This is a genomic window from Variovorax sp. YR216 (genome assembly GCF_900107745.1).
GTDB lineage: Bacteria > Pseudomonadota > Gammaproteobacteria > Burkholderiales > Burkholderiaceae_C > Variovorax.
In genome coordinates this window covers 15785-34780 of the sequence record NZ_FNRO01000026.1, presented here as the reverse complement: position 1 = coordinate 34780, position 18996 = coordinate 15785, and the positions used below count along the sequence as shown (strand labels likewise).

Annotated in this window: 14 protein-coding genes; 7 read left to right on the top strand and 7 right to left on the bottom strand. The window is 65.9% G+C overall.

Annotation, left to right across the window (positions count from 1 at the left end):
• Positions 1-36 precede the first annotated feature (36 nt).
• Positions 37-1695 (top strand): alpha-amylase family glycosyl hydrolase, encoded by a 1659-nt coding sequence (locus BLW05_RS32955; protein ID WP_093168742.1) that lies wholly within the window; start codon positions 37-39, stop codon positions 1693-1695.
• On the opposite strand, the gene BLW05_RS32950 is transcribed toward BLW05_RS32955, so the two are convergent.
• The 4 genes from BLW05_RS32950 to BLW05_RS32935 form a co-directional block, all read right to left on the bottom strand.
• Positions 1665-3950 (bottom strand): CocE/NonD family hydrolase, encoded by a 2286-nt coding sequence (locus BLW05_RS32950; protein ID WP_093168740.1) that lies wholly within the window; start codon positions 3948-3950, stop codon positions 1665-1667. The two genes, BLW05_RS32955 and BLW05_RS32950, sit on opposite strands and share 31 nt — an antisense overlap.
• Positions 3947-5707: an ABC transporter ATP-binding protein/permease gene (locus tag BLW05_RS32945; RefSeq protein ID WP_093168795.1), complete on the bottom strand. Its 1761-nt coding sequence runs from the start codon at positions 5705-5707 to the stop codon at positions 3947-3949. Before BLW05_RS32945 ends, BLW05_RS32950 begins: the two co-directional genes overlap by 4 nt.
• Entirely contained in the window at positions 5704-7014 is a 1311-nt protein-coding gene (locus BLW05_RS32940) for a glycoside hydrolase family 15 protein (RefSeq protein ID WP_256330618.1), read from the bottom strand. The genes BLW05_RS32945 and BLW05_RS32940 overlap by 4 nt, the downstream gene beginning before the upstream one ends.
• 77 nt (positions 7015-7091) lie before the next feature.
• Entirely contained in the window at positions 7092-8387 is a 1296-nt protein-coding gene (locus BLW05_RS32935; RefSeq protein ID WP_093168736.1) for a glucoamylase family protein, read from the bottom strand.
• A gap of 128 nt (positions 8388-8515) precedes the next feature.
• Here BLW05_RS32935 and BLW05_RS32930 point away from each other — a divergent pair, with 128 nt between their 5' ends.
• Positions 8516-10660 carry a glycoside hydrolase family 3 N-terminal domain-containing protein gene (locus BLW05_RS32930; protein ID WP_093168734.1) on the top strand — a complete coding sequence of 715 codons (2145 nt, stop codon included), beginning with the start codon at positions 8516-8518 and terminating at the stop codon, positions 10658-10660.
• Positions 10661-11113: 453 nt separating this feature from the next.
• Positions 11114-11638 (top strand): amidohydrolase family protein, encoded by a 525-nt coding sequence (locus BLW05_RS32925; protein WP_371127009.1) that lies wholly within the window; start codon positions 11114-11116, stop codon positions 11636-11638.
• Between the two features lie 47 nt (positions 11639-11685).
• Here BLW05_RS32925 and BLW05_RS32920 read toward each other — a convergent pair whose 3' ends face one another.
• The 3 genes from BLW05_RS32920 to BLW05_RS32910 form a co-directional block, all read right to left on the bottom strand.
• Positions 11686-11952, bottom strand: coding sequence for an alpha/beta hydrolase fold domain-containing protein (locus tag BLW05_RS32920; protein ID WP_305517689.1), 267 nt, complete (start codon positions 11950-11952; stop codon positions 11686-11688).
• Between the two features lie 244 nt (positions 11953-12196).
• Positions 12197-12979, bottom strand: coding sequence for an alpha/beta fold hydrolase (locus BLW05_RS32915; protein ID WP_093168730.1), 783 nt, complete (start codon positions 12977-12979; stop codon positions 12197-12199).
• Between the two features lie 52 nt (positions 12980-13031).
• A complete protein-coding gene (locus BLW05_RS32910; protein WP_177142913.1) occupies positions 13032-14018 on the bottom strand; it encodes a Bug family tripartite tricarboxylate transporter substrate binding protein in 987 nt (328 codons plus the stop codon).
• 107 nt (positions 14019-14125) lie between these two features.
• On the opposite strand from BLW05_RS32910, the gene BLW05_RS32905 reads away from it, so the two are divergent.
• From BLW05_RS32905 to BLW05_RS32890, 4 genes are all read left to right on the top strand, one after another.
• A complete protein-coding gene (locus BLW05_RS32905) occupies positions 14126-15040 on the top strand; it encodes a LysR substrate-binding domain-containing protein (protein ID WP_177142912.1) in 915 nt (304 codons plus the stop codon).
• Positions 15041-15629: 589 nt separating this feature from the next.
• A complete protein-coding gene (locus BLW05_RS32900) occupies positions 15630-17372 on the top strand; it encodes a tetratricopeptide repeat protein (protein ID WP_177142911.1) in 1743 nt (580 codons plus the stop codon).
• Complete coding sequence (locus tag BLW05_RS32895) at positions 17369-18370, top strand: dienelactone hydrolase family protein (protein ID WP_093168722.1); 1002 nt, start codon at positions 17369-17371, stop codon at positions 18368-18370. Before BLW05_RS32900 ends, BLW05_RS32895 begins: the two co-directional genes overlap by 4 nt.
• Positions 18371-18537: 167 nt before the next feature.
• On the top strand, positions 18538-18966 hold the full coding sequence (locus BLW05_RS32890; RefSeq protein ID WP_093168720.1) for a hypothetical protein: 429 nt from the start codon (positions 18538-18540) through the stop codon (positions 18964-18966).
• The last annotated feature ends 30 nt before the right edge of the window (positions 18967-18996 follow it).

Here is an 18996-nt window from a genome sequence, read left to right as displayed (position 1 = left end):
ATGGGCGCGATCGATACTGACGGCGAAAGGAATGGAATGTCGGCCGACACCTGGTGGAGGAACGGAATCGTCTATCAGATCTACCCGCGTTCGTTCCAGGACAGCAACGGCGATGGCATCGGCGACCTCGATGGAATCCGCGCGCGGCTCGACTATCTCGTCTCGCTCGGCATCGACGCCGTGTGGATCTCGCCGATCTATCCCTCGCCGATGGTGGACTTCGGCTACGACATTGCCGATTTTTGCGACATCGATCCACGCTTCGGCACACTGGACAGCTTCGATGCCTTGGTAGGCGATGCCCATGCACGGGGGCTCAAGGTCATCCTGGACTTCGTACCGAACCACACGTCCGACCAGCATGCGTGGTTCGTGCAGAGCCGTAGCGCACGCACCGACCCGCGGCGCGACTGGTACCTGTGGCGCGACCCGGCGCGGGGCGGAGGTCCGCCCAACAACTGGATCAGCAACTTCGGCGGCCCGGCCTGGACCTTCGATCCGACCACGGGTCAGTATTACGCTCATTCGTTCCTGAAGGAGCAGCCCGACCTCAACTGGCGCAACCCCGAAGTGCGGGCCGCGATGTACGAGGTGCTGCGCTTCTGGCTTCGGCGTGGTGTCGACGGTTTCCGCGTCGACGTGCTCTCTCAAATCATCAAGGACGCCCAGTTCCGCGACAACCCGCCGAACCCGGACTTCATCGACGGCCAGGACCCGTTTCACCGCTGGTTGATGCTCTACAACACGGACCTGCCGGAGGTGCAACAGATCGTGGCCGAGATGCGGCGTGTGGTCGATGCGTTCAGCGATGCGCGCTCGTCACGCGTGCTGATCGGCGAGCTCTACCTGCCGCTCCCGCGCCTCGTCGCCTACTACGGCCTCAATGCCGAAGGCGTGCTCGAAGGGGTGCAGTTGCCCTTCAACTTCCAGCTCATCGAAACCGAGTGGCAGGCCGCGCGCATCGACCGGCTGGTGCGCGACTACGAAGCCGCCTTGCCTCCGGATGCCGCGCCGAACTGGGTGCTGGGAAACCACGACAAGTCCCGCATCGCGAGCCGCGTCGGGCCGCAGATGGCGCGGCTTGCGGCCATGCTGCTGCTGACGCTGCGCGGCACGCCGACGCTCTACTATGGCGACGAGATCGGCATGACGGACGTCCCCGTCCCGGTCGATGAAGTGCAGGACCCGTTCGAGAAGAACAAGCCCGGAATGGGCCTTGGTCGTGACCCGGTGCGGACACCGATGCCGTGGAGCACCGCACCCCACGCCGGCTTCACGACCGGCGCTGCGTGGTTGCGCCTGGCGGACGATTGGCGCACGCGCAACGTGGACGAACAGTCGCACGACGCGGGGTCGATGCTGGCACTCTACCGGCGCCTCATCGCATTGCGCCGCGCACAGCCTGCGCTGAACGGGGGGAACTACGAAGCGCTCGAAGCCGACGGCGAGGTGCTCGCCTATGCGCGCAACGTCGAAGGGCAACGACTGGTCGTGCTCTTGAACTTCGGCGCCACCCCGGCGCCGATATCGCCGGCGCTGATGCCGCGCCAGCCCGTCTTGCTGGCATCGACCGATCCTGCACGCGGCGAATTCATCGAAGGGCCGCTGATGCTGGCATCTTGCGAAGGCGTCGTCGTCGGCACCGTCACCGACAAATCACCCCCTCAAGCCTTGCCGGTCGGAATCTCGACGTAGCTGTGCGAATGCCAGCGCACGCGCAAGGGCCATCTTGCGTCGGCAATGGTTTCCGAGTTCACGTCCTTGCCGCTGCCGTAGTTGATCTGCCGGTCGGGGCGCCTGTTGATGGCGATCAGCAGCACGATGCGGCTGCCCGCCGCAAGCCTGCAGGCGGTCACGCGCTCGGCCGTGAAGGCAAGCGTCTGGCGCTCGCCGGCCCGAAGAAGCCGGCGACGCGCGCGATGGCCGGCGTAGCTGGCGCGGAAGTCGTAGGGCTCGAACAGCAATTGGTACTCGCCGCTCTCCATCTGCTCGTACATCGAGATGTTGAAGTCCACGTCCTGCCGCGAGGGCGTGATGTCGAACACGCCGCGCAGGCTGCCGTCGATCTCGGTGTCCGCAGGCAGCGGATCGCTGACGAAGCGGATGCCGTTGCGCGATGGAAGCTCCGTCACGCGCAGTGCATTCGACCACGGCATGCGCACGTCGCGTCGATCGGCAAGATCGACCGACAGGCGCACGGTGCGATTGCCTTCGGACGGGGTCGACGACAGGCGATGCGGGTCGGCGCCCTCGCCGGTGTCGAGGTACAGGCGCAGCGGGGTGCGCTCCGGTGAGTTCAACGTGGTCACATGGCGCCACTGGTCCGCGCCCATCAGTTGGTAGTTGACGCGATCCGACAGGAGGGAAGGCTTGTTCGCGCTCTTCAGGATGTGGTCGAGCCATTGCAAGCGCAGCTCCGGCAGGTCGACGCGTGCGACAGGGTCCAACTCGTAGCCACGCAGCGTTGCCGCCGTGCCGAGCCGGATCGAGGTCGCGTCGTAGGGGCCGAGCAGCAGCGTCGTGTCGGCCTGCGGCCGGTGGCGGCGATGCTCCTGGTGGAAGTACAGCGCGCCGGCGTCGGCGCCGTAGTAGCCCGCGAAGCTGAGCACCGGGATGTCGATTCGCGCGAACTGCTCGGGCGACGGCAGGAACTTCTGCCAGAAGCGATCGTGGCTCGGGTGCGTCAGCCAGGTCCGGATCAGCCTGCTGCGCTTGCCGAGCAGGACGCGATCGATGTCCCAGTAAGGGCGATCGCCGCGATACCAGCGCGCGTCGAGTGCCTGCCATATCGCGTCCGGCTCGGCGTCGGCATCGAAGTCGGCCCGCAGGGGTTCGAGGGTCGCTTGCTCCTGCGCCCAGCGCACCATGGCGTTGCGGAAGATCTGCCCGGCCATCGGGAAGTCGATGCCCGGCGCCATTGGCGCGATCGTGGCGATGGCCTTGAGTGCCGCCGGCCGCCTGCGGGCGGCCGCCCAGGCGGCGTAGCCGGAGTAGCCGTCGCCAACCATCGCGACGCGGCCGTCGCTCCACGGCTGCTGGACGATCCAGTCGATGACGGCCACGGCGTCTTCGCCGTCGCGAACGAACGGCCACACGGCGCCCTTGCCGTCGGGGGTGCGTCCGCGCACGTACGCCGTGATGCCGACGTAGCCTTTGATCGCGCTGCGGTGCGCGTCGTCCTCGGCGGGATCGAGCGTGAATCGCAGCAGCGTCGGCAGGGCACCTTCCGCGCGGCCGGGACGGACCAGGTTGGCATGGATGACGCCCGCACGCACGGGAATCCGGATGTCGCCCTCCGCCAGGTAGCGGCTGCGGTTTTCCGCCGCGAACAGTTCGGGCAGCAGCGCACTGTAGTTGCGGCGCGAATCGAACGAAAGCCAGGTGCGCACGAGCGCCAGGGCGTCGGCCTGCGGGAGGCTGCCCTTCGCGCGCCAGCGATCGAACGCCTGGCGCAGCGGCTCTCTGTACACGGCCAGCGGGATCTCGAGCCGCGCCATGATGGCCTGGGCCTGCGCATTGTCGAGCGGCAACACCAGCTCCTGAAACGCACGCGCGTAGGCGTCGGCGAAGTCGAGACGCTCGTCCGCTTCGAGCAGGCGCGCACGCGCATAGATGCCATCGAGGATCGCGCGCTGGGTCAGGTCGTCGAACGGCTTGCCCTGGCGCCGGCTGCGAAGGGACTTGCTGCTGTCGAAGGCCGCACGGTACGCGCCGCTGACGATCTGGAGCGCGGTCACGTTGGCCAGGAAGCCGTCGGTGTCTGCCTCCTGGTAGACCGGCAGGATGCGCTCCGCCAGATCCCGCATCAGGTCCGCGGCAGTGGCATCGTCAGGATCGCGCGGTGGCCGGAAGCCGAAATCCTGCGCCCAGGCCCACGTGGGCAGCGCAAGAATCAGCCGGATGAGGGCGCGACGCACGGCGCGACGGGGGGTGGACCCTGGGTCTCTCATGGTCGGTGCTCCTCGGGCACTTCGTGCGGCGCCTTGATCAAATGCACCACCTGCGTGAACAGCCGGTCGTGCGCCTCTCCGGCTGAGCCGATGTGGACGATGCCGGTGTGCGTGAGCTTGCCGAGCACGTCGATGATCAGTTCGAGCGTGTCGTCGTCGAACGCTCCGAACGCGTCGTCCATGACCAGCCAGGGCGGTGCCTGCAGCACCACGCGGGCGAAGCCCAGCCGCAGCTGCTCGTCCATGCTGAGCTCGCGCTCCCAGCGGCCCGTCTTGTCCAGCAATGGCTCCAGCCGCTGGAGGTCCACGCTCGCCAGCGCGGCCACCATCGCTTCTCTCGGATAGCTCGACGGCTCCATCCCATACGACAGCACTTCGGCCAACGTGCCGCGCGGGAGGTAGGGCGTGCCGCGCGGCATGTAGTGGATCGTCTCGCCGCGGGGCCGGCGCACGATGCCGGAGCCCCAGGGCCAGAGGCCCGCGAGCGCCCGGAACAGCAAGGTCTTCTCGGTACCCGGCGTGCCGAGGATCAGCAGGCGCTGGCCGGGGTGAACGACGAGATCGGGGGCATCCAGCCGATCGTGTCCGGTCCAGGCGCGGACCTCGAGCGCTTCGATCGCGAGGGTTCCGGCTTCGCTCTCCTCGTAGGCGATGCGGCTGCCGCCCGCCTGGGCCTCCAGGTCGGACGCCAGCATCTGGCGCAGGTCGGAGACACGAAGCAGCGTGGCGCGCCAGTCGGCAATGATGCTGAAGTTGTCGACGAACCAGCGCAGCGACGACTGCGCCTGCGTGAAGGCGGCGGCGGCCATCATCAAGCCGCCGAACGACACCTTTCCCGAGAAGTAGAGGGGCGCGGCCACCAGCGTCGGCGCGATGATGGTGACCCAGCCGAAGCCGGCGGTGACCCAGGTGAGGTTGGTCAGCCCGAGCACCACGCGCGATTGGGCGCGCAGGACGTCGCCGAAGTGCAGCGCGACGCGACGCTTCTCGTCGGCCTCGCCACCGGCCAGGGAGATGCCGTCGAGATGCTCGTTGATGCGCGTCAGCGAGAAGCGCAATTCGCCTTCGCGCGCATAGCGCTCGGCGTTGCGCAGGATCAGGCCGTTGCCGACCCAGTAGGTCAACAGCGAACCGACGATCGCATAGACGATCGCCGCCCACAGCATGAAGCCAGGCAAGACATGGTCCTGCCCGTCGTAGAAGATGCTGAAGTCCTTGGAGAGCACCCACAGCACGCTCGCGAAGCTGCCGAACAGCATTGCCGCCTGCAGCAGACCCACGCCGAGCGCGACCGACAGATCGCACAGTTTCAGCGTGTCTTCGTGCATGCGCTGATCCGGGTGGGCGCCCATCGGGCCGCCGGCCTGGAGCCAGAACGCCCGGCGCGGGTGAAGCCACAGCCCCACGAGGTCGTTGACGACGGCCTCGCGCAACCTCATCTGCAAGGTTTCGCCCAACCACCGCTGTGCGACGTTCAGGACCAGCAGCACACCCGCAATCATCGCGAAGACGCCGACCTGCACGATGAAGTCGCTCAGGTCGCGACGCGAGATCGCGTCGTAGAACGGCTTGTTCCAGCTGTTGAGCTCGATCTGCGCATACGCCGTCATCGCGACGACCACGACGATCCCACCCACGAGCACAGCCAGCTTGCTGGCGACTGGCGATGCTCCCACGGCGCCAAGCAACTGGCGGACCTGATGGAAGACACCGGTCTTCACGACCGGCTCGTCACGGTTCGGCGACGTAGCGCTCATCCCCGCTGCGGCGCTCGACAGGCGGCGGCCGCGATGCGGCGCGCCGTGACACACGAAATGAACGCGGCGTGGCTCCAGGCCAGTTGCTTCGCCGAAGTCTGCGCGCCATTGCGCTGATCGAACTGCTCCGACAGATCACCGCTGGCGGGCGTGTACGCGTGCACGGTCGCGAGGTAGGCGTCGCCGCGCGCGAGCCAATGAGATGCATCGCCGCCCAGCGCTGCGGCGCGGAAGCAGAATTCAGCGGCGCCGAGCGTGGAGAAGTAGTAGGCGCCGCCCGAGTAGTACACGTCGCCAGCGTACCGGCCCATCGCCGGGCCACGGCCTGCGGCACGGCCGTGGTTGATCGGATAAGCCGCATCGAACAGTGCCTCGAGTCGCGCCAGCGTGGCCTGCATGCGTGGATCGGCCGGGCCGTGCACGGCCTCTGTGCCGAGGCTATGGATCGCCGAGAGGATCACCGCGATGTCCAGCGCCTTCGGGCTGGGCTGGTCGTCCGGCAGCCTGCGTGAACGGTAGTAGCCGTGCGTCGCGTGGGGAGCGTCTATCCGTTCATCCACCCAGTAGTCGTCGAGCAGATTCAGCACGGCCCGCGACGCTTCCTGGCAGCGCTGCGCCTGCGCCGTCTCGCCCAGGCCCTGCAGCCATGCCACGCCCTCGGCCAGCGCAGCCGCCGACACGCGCAGCGTGTAGTAGTGATGGCCGCTTTCCTCCTCCCAGATGTCGAACGAGGGCTCGCGCCAGTGACGCAGCGTGAAGTCGAGATCGAAGCGGATCAGTGCATTGACCTCCGCCGACAGGGCCGCGTCGAGGTGCCCGCCGGCCGCCCAGCGCATGAGCGCCAGCGCGCGCAGTGGCGGCCCATCGTGTTGGGGTCGAGCCCATCGCAAGATGTCAAGCGTGCCGTCGGGGTTCACCCGCGTCTCGGCGACGACGGCATCGCCGTGGACGCTTGCGAGTTCACGGTCCTCGCGCAGGTACTGCAGGAGATCGGGGGCCACGCGTGCTCCGCGGTCAGGTATCGCGGCGATCGCGCGGCCGTCGAGCCGGTTCAGGTCTAGGCTGAAGCGGATGAAGTCGCGCAGATGCTGCAGGGCTTCATCGCCGACGAGCCCGTCGATGTAGAGCAGGCGCAACGCATCGATGACGACGGCAGAGTCGCGAAACCAATGAAAGAAGTAGTCCGGCTCCGGGTCGTAGTTGCCCAGCACGGGTGAGGCGACGACGGCGCCGACTATCGGCCGCACAGTCTGGCCGAACCCCGCGCGATGCTTGACGATCGACACCGGCGAGATGCTGGACAGCATGGCGCTCGCCGAATGGGCGAGCTGTCTTTCGAGCCAGGACTCGAACGCCGGGTCTTGCGGGCTTGTCACGCTGAAGGTCACGGTGCGGGCGACCCGAGATGCGGGCTTTCGAAGTCCAAGGCACGCAGCCCGGCCCGCACTTCAGGCACGCTCATGAACAGCTTCCACAGAAGACCTGTCCGATGGTTCTCCATCATCACGACGATCGGGCCCTGGTCGATGGCGAGGAAGGTCTCCGCGAACCAGCCGCGCTGCTCGCAGAACGCGTCGACGAAACCGTAGTCCCTCCACAGTCGCGTGCCATGCACGGTGAGGAAATGCCGCAGCACCTGCATCACTTCGGCGGGGGCATACGCCAGGCTTGCGAGCGCGCCCGTCGGCGAGATGGTGCCGTTGTCGGTGTTCGGATCGTGGGCCAGGTAGCCGTCCGGGTCGTCGCTGGCGGTCAGGCCCCAGCACGATTCGCCGTAGCCCTTGAAGCCCTTCGGATTGGCGATGCAGTGTGCGCGGTTGACCCGCACGTGTTGGCAATTGAGATCCCAGTAGTCTGCGTAGCGGTCCTTCAGGCCGTGCGGGTCGAGGCCGCAGAACGAGTAGTGCGAAAAGAAGAGCGGGCCGCCGTACGGCGCACCCAACGGCAGTTCGACCCCGTAGTACGAGCGGCCGTTGATGAAGTCCGGCCCCGACGCGTAGCCGCGGTGGTAGACCCGCGCATCGATCGCATGGCGCGGCGAGGCCGCGGCCATCAGGTAGGTGATGAGGCACTCGTTCCAACCGTGCACTTCATGGTTCATCGCAAAGCCGTGGTTGGGGCTCCAGTGCCAATACAGCACGTCCCGCCCGCCCTGGGTGAACCAGTTCCATTCGACTTCGTGCCACAGCGTGTCGATATCGCTCCGCAGTCGGCGCTCCGCAGCCGTGTCCTCGCTGAAGTACTGGCGCAGGCACAGCAGGCCCATCATGAGGAACGAAGTCTCGACCAGATCGCCCGCATCGTCCTTGGGGCTCATCGGGATCGTCTCGCCGCTGGCGCCGTCCATGAAGTGCGGGAATGCGCCGTGGTAGCGTTTGGCACGGAACAGCGCATCGAGCATGCGCCTCAGGCGCTCCAGGGCTGCGTCTCGCGTGACCCAGCCGCGCTCGACCGCGACGATCAAGGCCATGACGCCGAAGCCCGTGCCACCGATCGCGACCCTTTCGTCGGCCCTGTCTTCGCCTGTGAGGCCGACGAGCGTGCGGCGGTCGAGCGCCAGGCCGCTCGCTGCATCCGCACCGTCCCAGAAATAGCGAAAGGTCTGGCGCTGCACGGCCTCGATGAGGGCCTCATCGGGCAGGGCCGCCAAGGTCTTCGGGTTTCGGTCATCCTTTAGCACGAACGCCTCCTGTCCTCGTTGACGGGTGTGTCACGTTTGGTTTCATCGAGTCATCGGCGCCACGCGGCCGATGGCCCCCCGCAGCATGCCATCATCAGGCCCCCCTGGGTTCTGCTTCGAAATCTCCAATGAGTCGCATCGACAACCTCATGGCCCGGATGACGCTTGCCGAGAAACTGGGCCAGCTGACGATGACTGCCTCCAGCTACACGGTCACCGGGCCGGTGATCGCCGGGGACAGCACGCAATCGATCATCGACGGCACGATCGGCAATCTGCTCAACATGGTGGGCGCCGGACCTGTGCACGAGATGCAGCGTCTGGCTGTCGAGAAGTCACGGCTTCGCATTCCGCTGCTGATCGGCCTGGACATCATCCATGGTCATCGCACGCTCTTCCCGATCCCGCTCGCGGAGGCAGGCGTATTCGACGAGAACCTCTGGGAGCGCACGGCGCGCGAGGCCGCGCGCGAGGGCACGGCCGATGGGCTGGCGATGACTTTCGCGCCGATGCTCGACGTATCGCGTGATCCCCGCTGGGGCCGCACCGCGGAAGGTCCGGGCGAAGACTCCTGGCTCAACGCACGCATCGCGCAGGCCAAGGTGCGTGGTTTCCAGGGCAACGATCTGTCGTCGCCCGAAGCGATGGCCGCCTGTGCGAAGCATTTCGTCGCGTATGGCGGGGTCACGGCGGGGCGGGAATATGCCGCGGTGGACATCTCCGAGCGCAACTTGCGCGAGGTGTACCTGCCGGGCTTTGCGGCGGCCGTCCACGCCGGCGTCGCGACCTTGATGCCCGCCTTCACCGATCTCAACGGCGTGCCGATGACAGCGCACATCCCCTTGCTGCGGGACTGGCTGCGCGGCGAGATGGGTTTCGACGGCGTCATCGTCAGCGACTACAACGCGATCGCGGAATTGATCAAGCACGGGGTCGCCGCCGATCTCGTCGATGCCGCGGTGCTGGCGCTGAAGGCCGGCGTCGACATCGACATGATGGCCGACGCATATCGCAAGGGTCTGCCGATCGCGCTCGAGCAGGGCCGGGTGACGATCGAGGAAATTGACGCATCCGTGCGGCGCGTGTTGCGGCTCAAAGAGCAACTAGGCCTTTTCGACGACCCCTACCGCCGTGGCGCCACACCGGAGCCCGCGGCAGTCGTCGCCCGGCGGCACGCGCTGGCACGCGACGTCGCGCGCAGGGCCGTCGTCATGCTGAAGAACGAGCGGGACACGCTGCCCTTGTCCGCCGCGGCGAAGGCGCTGTGTGTGATCGGCCCGCTGGCCGACGCAAGCACGGAGATGAAAGGTCCGTGGTGGGGTGCCGGCGAACACGAGCCGGCCATCAGCGTGCTGGCCGGCCTGCGCGCCGCGCTACCGCAGACCGACATACGCCACGCACCTGGCGTAGCCATCGAGAGCGACGACGAAAGCGGCATCGAGGCTGCTGCCCGGCTGTGCGACGGCGCGGATGCGGTCCTGCTGTGCCTGGGCGAGCGTGCCACGATGAGCGGCGAGGCGGCGAGCCGCGCCACGCCCGCGCTTCCCGGCAGGCAGCAGGCGCTGGCCGAAGCGGTGATGGCGCGTGCACACGCGCTCGGCATTCCTGTCGTCGCGATATTGTTTTCAGGCCGCCCGCTCGTCGTTCCCTGGCTGTCCGAACACGCCGATGCGCTGCTGGCTGCGTGGTTCCTCGGTGTCGAAGCCGGCCACGCGATCGCAGACGTGGTCACTGGCCAGGTATCGCCTGTCGGTCGCACGCCGATGAGCTGGCCGCGCGCTGTCGGGCAAGTGCCGATCTTCTATGGCCAGCGCCCCAGCGGCCGACCGATGAATCCCGCCGACTACTTCACGAGCAAGTACCAGGACGTCGACAACACGCCGCTGTATGCCTTCGGTCACGGCTTGACCTACGGGCGGTTCAGCTACGACGACCTGCAGGTCGCGCCGCCGCGCGTGCGCGAACAAGACACGCTGAAGATCAGTGTCAGCCTGCGCAATGTCGGAGCGCGCGAGGCCGAGGAGACTGTCTTCCTGTTCGTTCGCGCCAAGGTGAGTCGTGTCACCCGGCCGCTGCTGGAACTCAAGGGCTACGCGAAGCTGCGATTGAAGCCCGGCGAAGCCGGCTCGGTGGATCTGGAGCTGCGGGCGGCCGAGCTGCGCTTGCTCGGGCCGGACCTGCAGCCCCTGTTCGAGACGGGCGAGGTCGAGATCCTCGTCGGGCCGAGTGCCGAGCAAACAGGGTTGCTGCGCCAGACCATCGAGTTGTGTTGAACCGGCACGCCGCGTTCAGCTACTGTTCCGGCTCAAAATATGCGCAAACGCTCACCAAGGCAGCGCCCGGCTTCCCGCGGGCCCTTTCAGCCCGCTGCGAACCTAGAAATCCCAAACGCAGCCGCCCAGAGCCCAGACGGAGGTTTCGCCCGAGGAAATAATTGCCTGAACAGGGCGTTGCGCGTCTGCTGGGGAATGTTTGAAATCCGCAAGCGACATGGCTGCTCCAAGGTCCCAAAGTTGGGTGACCGCTGATAGGCATCCCTTCGCTCTGGTCGGTGCCCTTCGCGATCCTGCCGCGGTGCCGAGAGAACGGCAGCTCACCGCAATCAAGCGGTCCCATCACGTCGCAAGCCTTTCCGTCCGCTATCGCGGCGGAGCCGAAAGTTTTCTTGGCATAGGACCTCGCCCCATGTAGGAGACAGCAGCGCGCTGCTTGTTTCGGGCAGTCTTTTGCGCAGGCACTGCGCGAAGCTTCTGAATCCGACGTCGCCGCCTTGCCTAGAGGCAGTGGGTCTGGGGCGGCCGGCGCCGATCCTCGAGTTTCCGATGGACACGGCCCGCACCATCACGGATTTGATCTTTGCTGGAACGCTGGTGCGCTATCCGGACATCCGGGTGATCGTTCCGCACGCCGGCGGGGCATTGACCGCGGTGGCAGAACGAATCGCTGGATTTTCCACGCTGCCATTTCTTCAGAAGCGCCCGCAGGGTGGGCAGGAAGAGGTCAACAAGGTGCTGGCGTCGCTCTACTACGACCTGGCGGGCTCGGCGAGCGATGGCGCCATCGAGCGCCTGCGGCGCCTCACCTCGCTCACTCATGTCCTGTTCGGCTGCGACTTCCCATTCACGCCTGCTTCCGGAATCGATGCCAACGTCGATGGCTTTGAGAAGCTTCGCGGGCTGACTGCGGCCGAGCACGAGGGTATTGCAAGCGGGAACGCGCGCCAGTTGTTTCCGCGGTTGGCGTCGAAGTAGCGCAGATGGCGCCTCGAGCGCGTAGAGGGCGCCCGCAACGGCGCGTACTAGCCTTGACCGCGGAGCACTTCGCCAATGCGCCGAGTTGCGTGCTGGAGGACGGCTCTGGCGGCGGGCGACCAGCGGCCCATGTCGAAGAAGCCACGAACCATGCCCGGACCGCGGATGTGCTCTGACCAACTTCCAGCCGCGTGCAGTGCATCGGCGTAGGCTGCGCCGGCGTCGCGCAACGGATCGAACTCGGCCGTCACCACCACGGCAGGCGGGAGGTTCGCCAAGCTCCTGGTCTGCAGCGGCGCCAGCCGGGGGTCCATGGTGCCCCGCTGTGCCCGGCTTACTGTGAGGTTGGGCGCAAGCACTAACGGAGGCATCAACGCGCCGCCGCCAGTTTGCGGATGCCTGCGTGCAGCCGCCGAAGCGCCATTTGGTGTGCGACGCGTTGCGGGCGTTTTCCCTGCAGCGAAGAACCGATGCGGTCAGCCTGATGCCGTAGCGCTCAACGCCTTGGGACACGGAAGGGTGACTCACGCATCACAGTTTCCACGGACCGCGCGTGTGTCAGCGTGGTACGTGTGCATCCAGGAAGCGCTGCACCACCTGGTTGAACTCCTCGGCGTGCTCGAAGTACGCCGAATGGCCCGAATCCTTGAATGTGTAGATCTCGCTTCCCGGGATCAGACTGCCGACATGGAAGTGGCTCTCCGGATTCAGGAAATCATCGTGCGCACCGCCAGCCACCAGCGTGGGCACGGCGTAGCCCTTGAAGTCAGCCGGGTGCAGCTTGATGCAGTCGTCCATCATGGTGGTGGAGTTGAAGGGGGGGTTTAGCGATTTGATCTGCGAGTACAGGAAGATCAGATCCGGCCGCGCCTTGAGCGTGGCGCGGTTCCAGCCCACGCCGGCTCCGCGCGAGAAGTCCGGCCCCAGGAAGATGCCGTTGGCACGCTGGATCACTTTCCAGTTATCAGGTGAATACGCGGGCGTGGGCGAGCCGTTGATGAACATGCACGACACGCGCTCAGGTGTGCGCACTGCGATGGGCAGGCCCGCCCAGGCGCCCAGCGACTGGCAGACGAAGGCGGCGCGGTCGATGCGCTCGGCATCGAGAATCGCGCGGATGTCGTCCGGAAAATGACTGGGATGCGCCTTGTCCGGCGGGCAGGGCGAGTTCTTGAAGCCGCGCAGGTCGACGGTGATGCACTTGTACCGGTCGCGGAAGTAGGGCACTTGCTGGTAGAAGGCCATGGAGTTGCCGCCACCGCCGTGGATGAAGACGATCGGATGGCCTTCGCCATGGACTTCGTAGTAGAGCTGTGCGCCGTCGCGCTGGATGGTGGGCATGGTTGTTCCAGTGAAGTGATGGAGAGCGGTGGGAAGAAAAAGCGATCGATGGCTATTGCGGCTGCAGCCCAAGTTCGCGCAAAAGAGCCGGGATGACCTGCGCCTCCTTGTCGATGTCTTGCCGGAATTCGGCAGCCGAGTTGCCGACCGGATCGAAGCTGATGCTGGTTAGGTACTTGCCGAATTCATCGCCGTGCACTGCCTTGCGCACCGAGTCGCCGACGCGGCGCTGGATGGCTTCGTCCGTGCCGGCAGGGGCCAGCAGGCCCACCCACAGGCAGTTGGTGAACACGAAGGAAGAGAAGCCGGCCTCCGGGAAGGTCTGCACGCCGGGCAGCGACGCCGGGCGCTTCGTGCCCACGGTGGCTAGCGCCTTGATGCGGCCTTCGGCTATGAGCGGCGCCGCCACGAAGGGCGCGAGGAAGGTGGTGTCGATCGAATCGCCCAGCAGGTCCTGCAGCGCGGGTGGCGAGCCGCGATAGGGCACCTCGCGGAACTGCACGCCGGCCTGGCGAGCAGCCGACTCCATGATCTGCACCGGCGTCGTGCCGGGACCCCAGGATCCATAGCTCAGCGGGGTGCCGGTCTTGGCCAGCGCGACAAGCTCCGAAAAGTTGTTGGCCTTCAACCCCGGGCGGGCCACAAGCATCGGGCCGATGCCCACCGCCACTTTGGTGATGGGGCTGAATGCGGTTGCCGGCTTGTAGGGCAGCGACTTGATCATGACGGTGGCGGACACCAGCGGGTCGGCGAGCGTGAACAGGAAGGTGTAGCCGTCGGCGGGGGATCGCGCTGCTTCGGCGGCGCCGATGCTGCCCATGGCGCCCGGGCGGTTGTCGATGACCACGGTGGCGCCCAGGTCGCGTGCCACGGCGTCACCCAACTTGCGGGCGATGGTGTCCACCGGGGAGCCCGCTGGCGCCGGCACCACGAAGCGCACAGGCTTGGACGGGTAGGGGGCGGCGGCTCGTACCGGGGCTGTCAAGCCCAGCGGCACGAGCGATGCGGAGGCGGCAATCAGTTGGCGGCGGGTCAGCATGGTGTTCCTTGCGGGGCTGCGGATTTGCATGAATGCTAGGCACGGGGACCGTTCTCCGGAAGAATCAAAAATTGCTTCGTGAACACCGCAAGAGATCACTCAACCCCATGAACATGCATCAATTCCGGGCCTTCGTCGCCGTCGTCGACCAAGGCAGCATCCGGGCCGCGGCCAGGTATCTGCACTTGTCGCAGTCGGCCATCACCAAAGCGGTGCAAGGGCTGGAAGAAGAGACCGGGGCCGCACTGCTGATCCGGCGTTCGCGCGGCGTCGAGCTGACCGAGGCTGGACAGCTTCTGGTGACACGTGCCCGGTTGATCACGCGCCAAGCCGAACTCGCACGCGAAGAGCTTCGACAGGCCGGCGGCGACGACAGCGGTACGCTGCGCGTGGGCATCAATCCCTTCATCTCGCTGACCTCGCTGGGAGGCGCCTTCCACTGGTTCCGCCAGCGCTTTCAGCGAGTGCATGTGGAGTTCAGCGACGGACTCATCGTGCGCGTGCTGCCACGCCTGCGCGATGGCACGCTCGATCTGGCGGTCGTGGCGGCCGACGCGGGCGAGCTGCAGAGCGAGGAATTCCACGTGCAGCGGCTGCGCCGTATTCCTCAAATGGTGGTGGTGCGCAGCGGCCACCCCTTGCTGGCATCCCCCAACGCCCAGGGGCTGGTCGAGCACGAATGGATCTTCACCCGCCCGCTGGACGAGGAGCGCAGCAAGAGGTTGGCCGCGATGTTTGCGCGCGCCGGGGTGCAAGCGCCGAAGCGCCACCTGGTGTGCGATGCACTCCAGGCGTTTTCGCTTCAGCGCAGGACCGACGCGGTGAGCTTGATGCCGCAGCCCCTACTAGGCAATCCCGAGACGCGCGACATCGTTCCCATCAAGGGCACTGGACTGGAGCCATTCGACTTGGAACTGGCCATCCTCAGCCGAGGCGACGTGCCGTTGACACCTGCAGCCGAGTACTTCGCGCATTGCGTGGTGGAGACTATCGCAAGCGGCTTGGCCGCGGCCTCAGCATGAGCAGGTGGACGCCGCGTCTCGGACGAGGACGCTCAATCCACCGAGACTTGGACGCGCTTGTGCACTGAGTCAACAGCGCCCCCGTCCGCCTGACGAGTCCTGGAGATTGCGCTCCCGGCGCGGCGAGGCATTGACGGCAATCGCCATTCATGTCCGCCTTGGGCACGAAGCCGCAGTCCGCCCCGCCCTCTTGAAAGACTGCACTCACTGCGAGGCCGCCATCGGCTCGAAGCGGATGGCGCCGCAACCGATGACGCCGACACGGATCGACGTGTGGTTCGCGCTCAGAGGTCCAGCACCAACTCGGGCGTCAGCGACCCACCGCAGCACGCCATGAGGAGTTCGTTGCGCGCTCGTCGAGCAGCACCATGTCGTGGTGCACGCTGCCCTTGCTGGCTTGTTCCATGCAGGCATTCGGCCGCCTTGGCCGCAGCGCGGCTACGATTCACCTAAAAGTCGTGCAGCCATCGTTGAAACTTCGCTCAACCATCGGTACAGCAGCGCAGGAGATGCGTGCGGTGCACCGAAAAGAGAACAGAATGCTCCCGCGGCGCCAATGGCCGAGGGTTCATGCCGACGAGGTGGAGGGGTGAGTAATCCAGCAGCGAATCCGGCTCCGGCCGAACACGAGTCGTCCGGGAATCCGTCCGATGGCGAACGCGTGGTGTCGTTCGCGGGATTCGTGTTCGAGCCCGCAAGGCAGGAACTCCGCAAGGCCGATGTCGTCGTTCCGCTGTCGCCCAAGTCCCTTGCGCTTCTCCGCTATTTCCTCTCGCATGAAGGTCGCGTCCTTGGCAAGGATGAGTTGATCCGGGCGCTCTGGGGCGCAGTGGTCGTCACCGACGACTCCCTCGTCCAATGCGTCAAGGATCTACGGACCGCATTGGGTGACAGGGACCAGCAGATCATCAAGACCCTGCCGCGGCGCGGGTACATGTTCGACACGCGAGTCACGGTCCTGCCACCGCCATCCGCCGACGAAGACGCACGCACTCCACCCCGCGCTGTCCGACGGCGATGGTGGGGGTGGCCGGCCGCCGGCGTCCTGACGCTTGCCACTCTCGCCGCGACCGGTGCCTGGTATCGACGCGAGGAACCCTCTGTGAACATTGACCAGGAGATCATCAACAGGCGGGCGATTGCCGTGCTCGCCTTCAACGACAAGCGTGGCAGGGCTGCGGGGTCGACACTGGGCGACGACTTGGCGGATACGATCGGCACCCATCTGGTGCGGACGGGCACGCGGGTGATCGGACGCGCGGCCACCGTCCACCAGGACTCGGCAACTCCCGAGTTTGAGCATATCGGCCGCGATCAGGGTGTCCGGTTCGTCATAGGCGGGCGGGTGACGCGCGACGGCGATTCGATCCGGGTGGATACCTATCTGACGGAGATCGCCTCGGGAGCCGTCTACCTTTTGCAGGACGCCACATTCAAAAGCGACGACGAGGCCGAGCGCTCATCGTATGGCCTGGATGTGGCAAATGCCCTCCGAGCGCGGTACTACGAGATCGAAACTGAACGGGCAAGGCTCCCTGGGCACGAAAGGGACCCGGTGGACGCCATTGCGCTCGGCCTGCGCGACCTGGATCAAGGGAGCACCAAGGGAGATTTCGAGCGGGCTCGCCAACGGTTCGAGTTCGCGGCAAGCATCGATCCGAACTCGGTCGAAGCATCCATTTGGGTGGGGGCGGCGCACCTCCTGGAGTTCTATTCCCTCCAGAGCGAATCGCCCCGCGAAGAACTGGACATCACCGAGAAGGTGGTCCGGCGGGCGCTGGACCTCGCGCCGGACAATCCGCAGAACCTCACGTCGTGGGCTGAAATGCTGATGCTGCGAGGCCGGCCGGACGAAGCCCTGTGGGTGTGGAAAAAGTCTCTCGACATCAGCCCCGACTACCAGAATGGGCACCTTCGCCTGGCGAACGCGCTGATCAGGCAGGGTCGCTTCGCCGAGGCACAGCAGCACATCGACAAAGTCACCGACCTGCGCCCCTACCAGACACGGCGCCAACAACTACTCAACCAGAGCCTGGCCGATGCGGCGTTTGCGCAAGGGCGCGACGACGAAGCCTATGAAATCCTGATGAAGTGGTCGGCGGAGTTTCCGAACAACGGAAAGCCCTACCTCATGCTCGCCGCCATCGATGCGCTGCACGGCAGGGATGCCGCCGCCACCGCCAACATGGCCAAACACCGTCAGATGCTGCCCTTGAGCAACATCGCCTACGTCGTTCTCACTTACCCGTCCAGCGACCCTTCCTTTCTCGCTCAGCGTGCGAGGCTGGTTGAGGGCCTTCGAAAGGCGGGACTTCCGGAGAGCGGCAAATGAAGAGCTTGCACGCAATCGCATCCACCATCGCAACGGTTGGCGCGGCGCTTGTCGCGGTCCTTGCACATGCACAACCACAACTGCCGGGGGCGCCCCCCCAAGTACTCTTTCGCGACAGATTTGAAACACCGAAAGGCGGCGAGGCGGTGACCTTCCGATCTCTGAAAGCGGGCGCGATGGATCTCAAGATACCGGCGATGCTCTTCAAGCCCGCCGGCGCGCCTTTGGGCGCCGTGGTTATCGTCAATTCGCCGAGCGGATGGAGTGACGCGCGGGAGGGGCACTATGGCCGATCGCTGAGTTCGGCCGGATATGCAGCCTTGGCCATAGACACCTATGGACCGCGCGGCATTCAGAGCACCCAGGCCGACAACACCCAACTCAGCACCTCCGCGCAAATGAGAGACGCCTTCGCTGCGCGGAGATACCTGATCTCGATCGGCTACCCGGCCGACAAGTTGGCCATCATGGGGACGGGTCGTGGAGGAACGATCGCGCTCCTTGCTGCAGACCGAACGTTTCTTCAAGATGAAGAGGAGCGCTTCGCCCTGGCGATGGCCATCAGCGCAGGATGCCTCTTTCACCCGCGCGAACCTCGGGCGGGCACAAAGATATTCATGGCCCTTGCCGAAAATGACGACATCACAGGCGTCAAGCCATGTGAAAGGTTGGCGAACGAGTACGCTGCCGCAGGCGGCCAGGTTGTCGTCAAGATTTATAGGGGTGCATCGAACGGCTTCGATGGACACCCGTTGTTGAATCGTGTGATTCGCGACCCGGTCATGGAAACCTTCGTGAACTGCTACGTGCCCGTCGAGCCTGACGGGCGATCGACCTACAACGGCAAGACCTTCGCGGAAAACGACTCGGGCGCGCTGATCATGGAGATGCGCAAGTCCTGCATCCAGCATGGTGGATCGGGGTGGACCAATCCCACCCGCAAGGCCAACGTCACGCTCGACCTGATCGAGTTCCTGGACGCCAACTTTCGCAAGTAGCAGCCGCGACGGCTCGATTCGTCGAATCATCGTCATCGATCGGCCAAAACTCGTCGCCTGATCGGCGCACGAACGTGGCGCATCGCGCCAGCACACATACCTTGTGCGGGTCGGCAACCAGGCGCTCCTGCATGGTCCGATGTCTTGACCCAGCAAAGGCCATCGCCATGAAAACACTGCCCTACCTTGTCGGATCTGCCATCCTCGCGCTCGCCAGCAGCGGCCTGCATGCGCAGAACGCGCCCACCGGAAGAAGCGCCGCAGACGTGCAAGCCGAGGCCATCGCGGCGGCCCATGCCCCGGACCAGAACGGCGCGGCCGGAACACGTGGATTCGGTCCGTTCACCTCGACCGCCGATCCTGAAAAGGTGCGCCGGGAAGCCGTCGAGACGGCCAATGCGCCCGACCAGAACGGCGCCACTGGCACGCGCGGCTTCGGCGACTTCAAGGGGACCGCAGACCCGGCAGCCGTGGCTGCAGGGGCGAGGGAAACCGCATCGGCGCCCGACCAGAACGTGGCGAGCGGATCCAAGTTCAACAGCAAGGTGCCGCCTTCGACCCTTCCCAACCCCGCCTCGGCAAGCCTTGGCAAATAACGGCGAACGCACATCAACCCGTTTACGTGG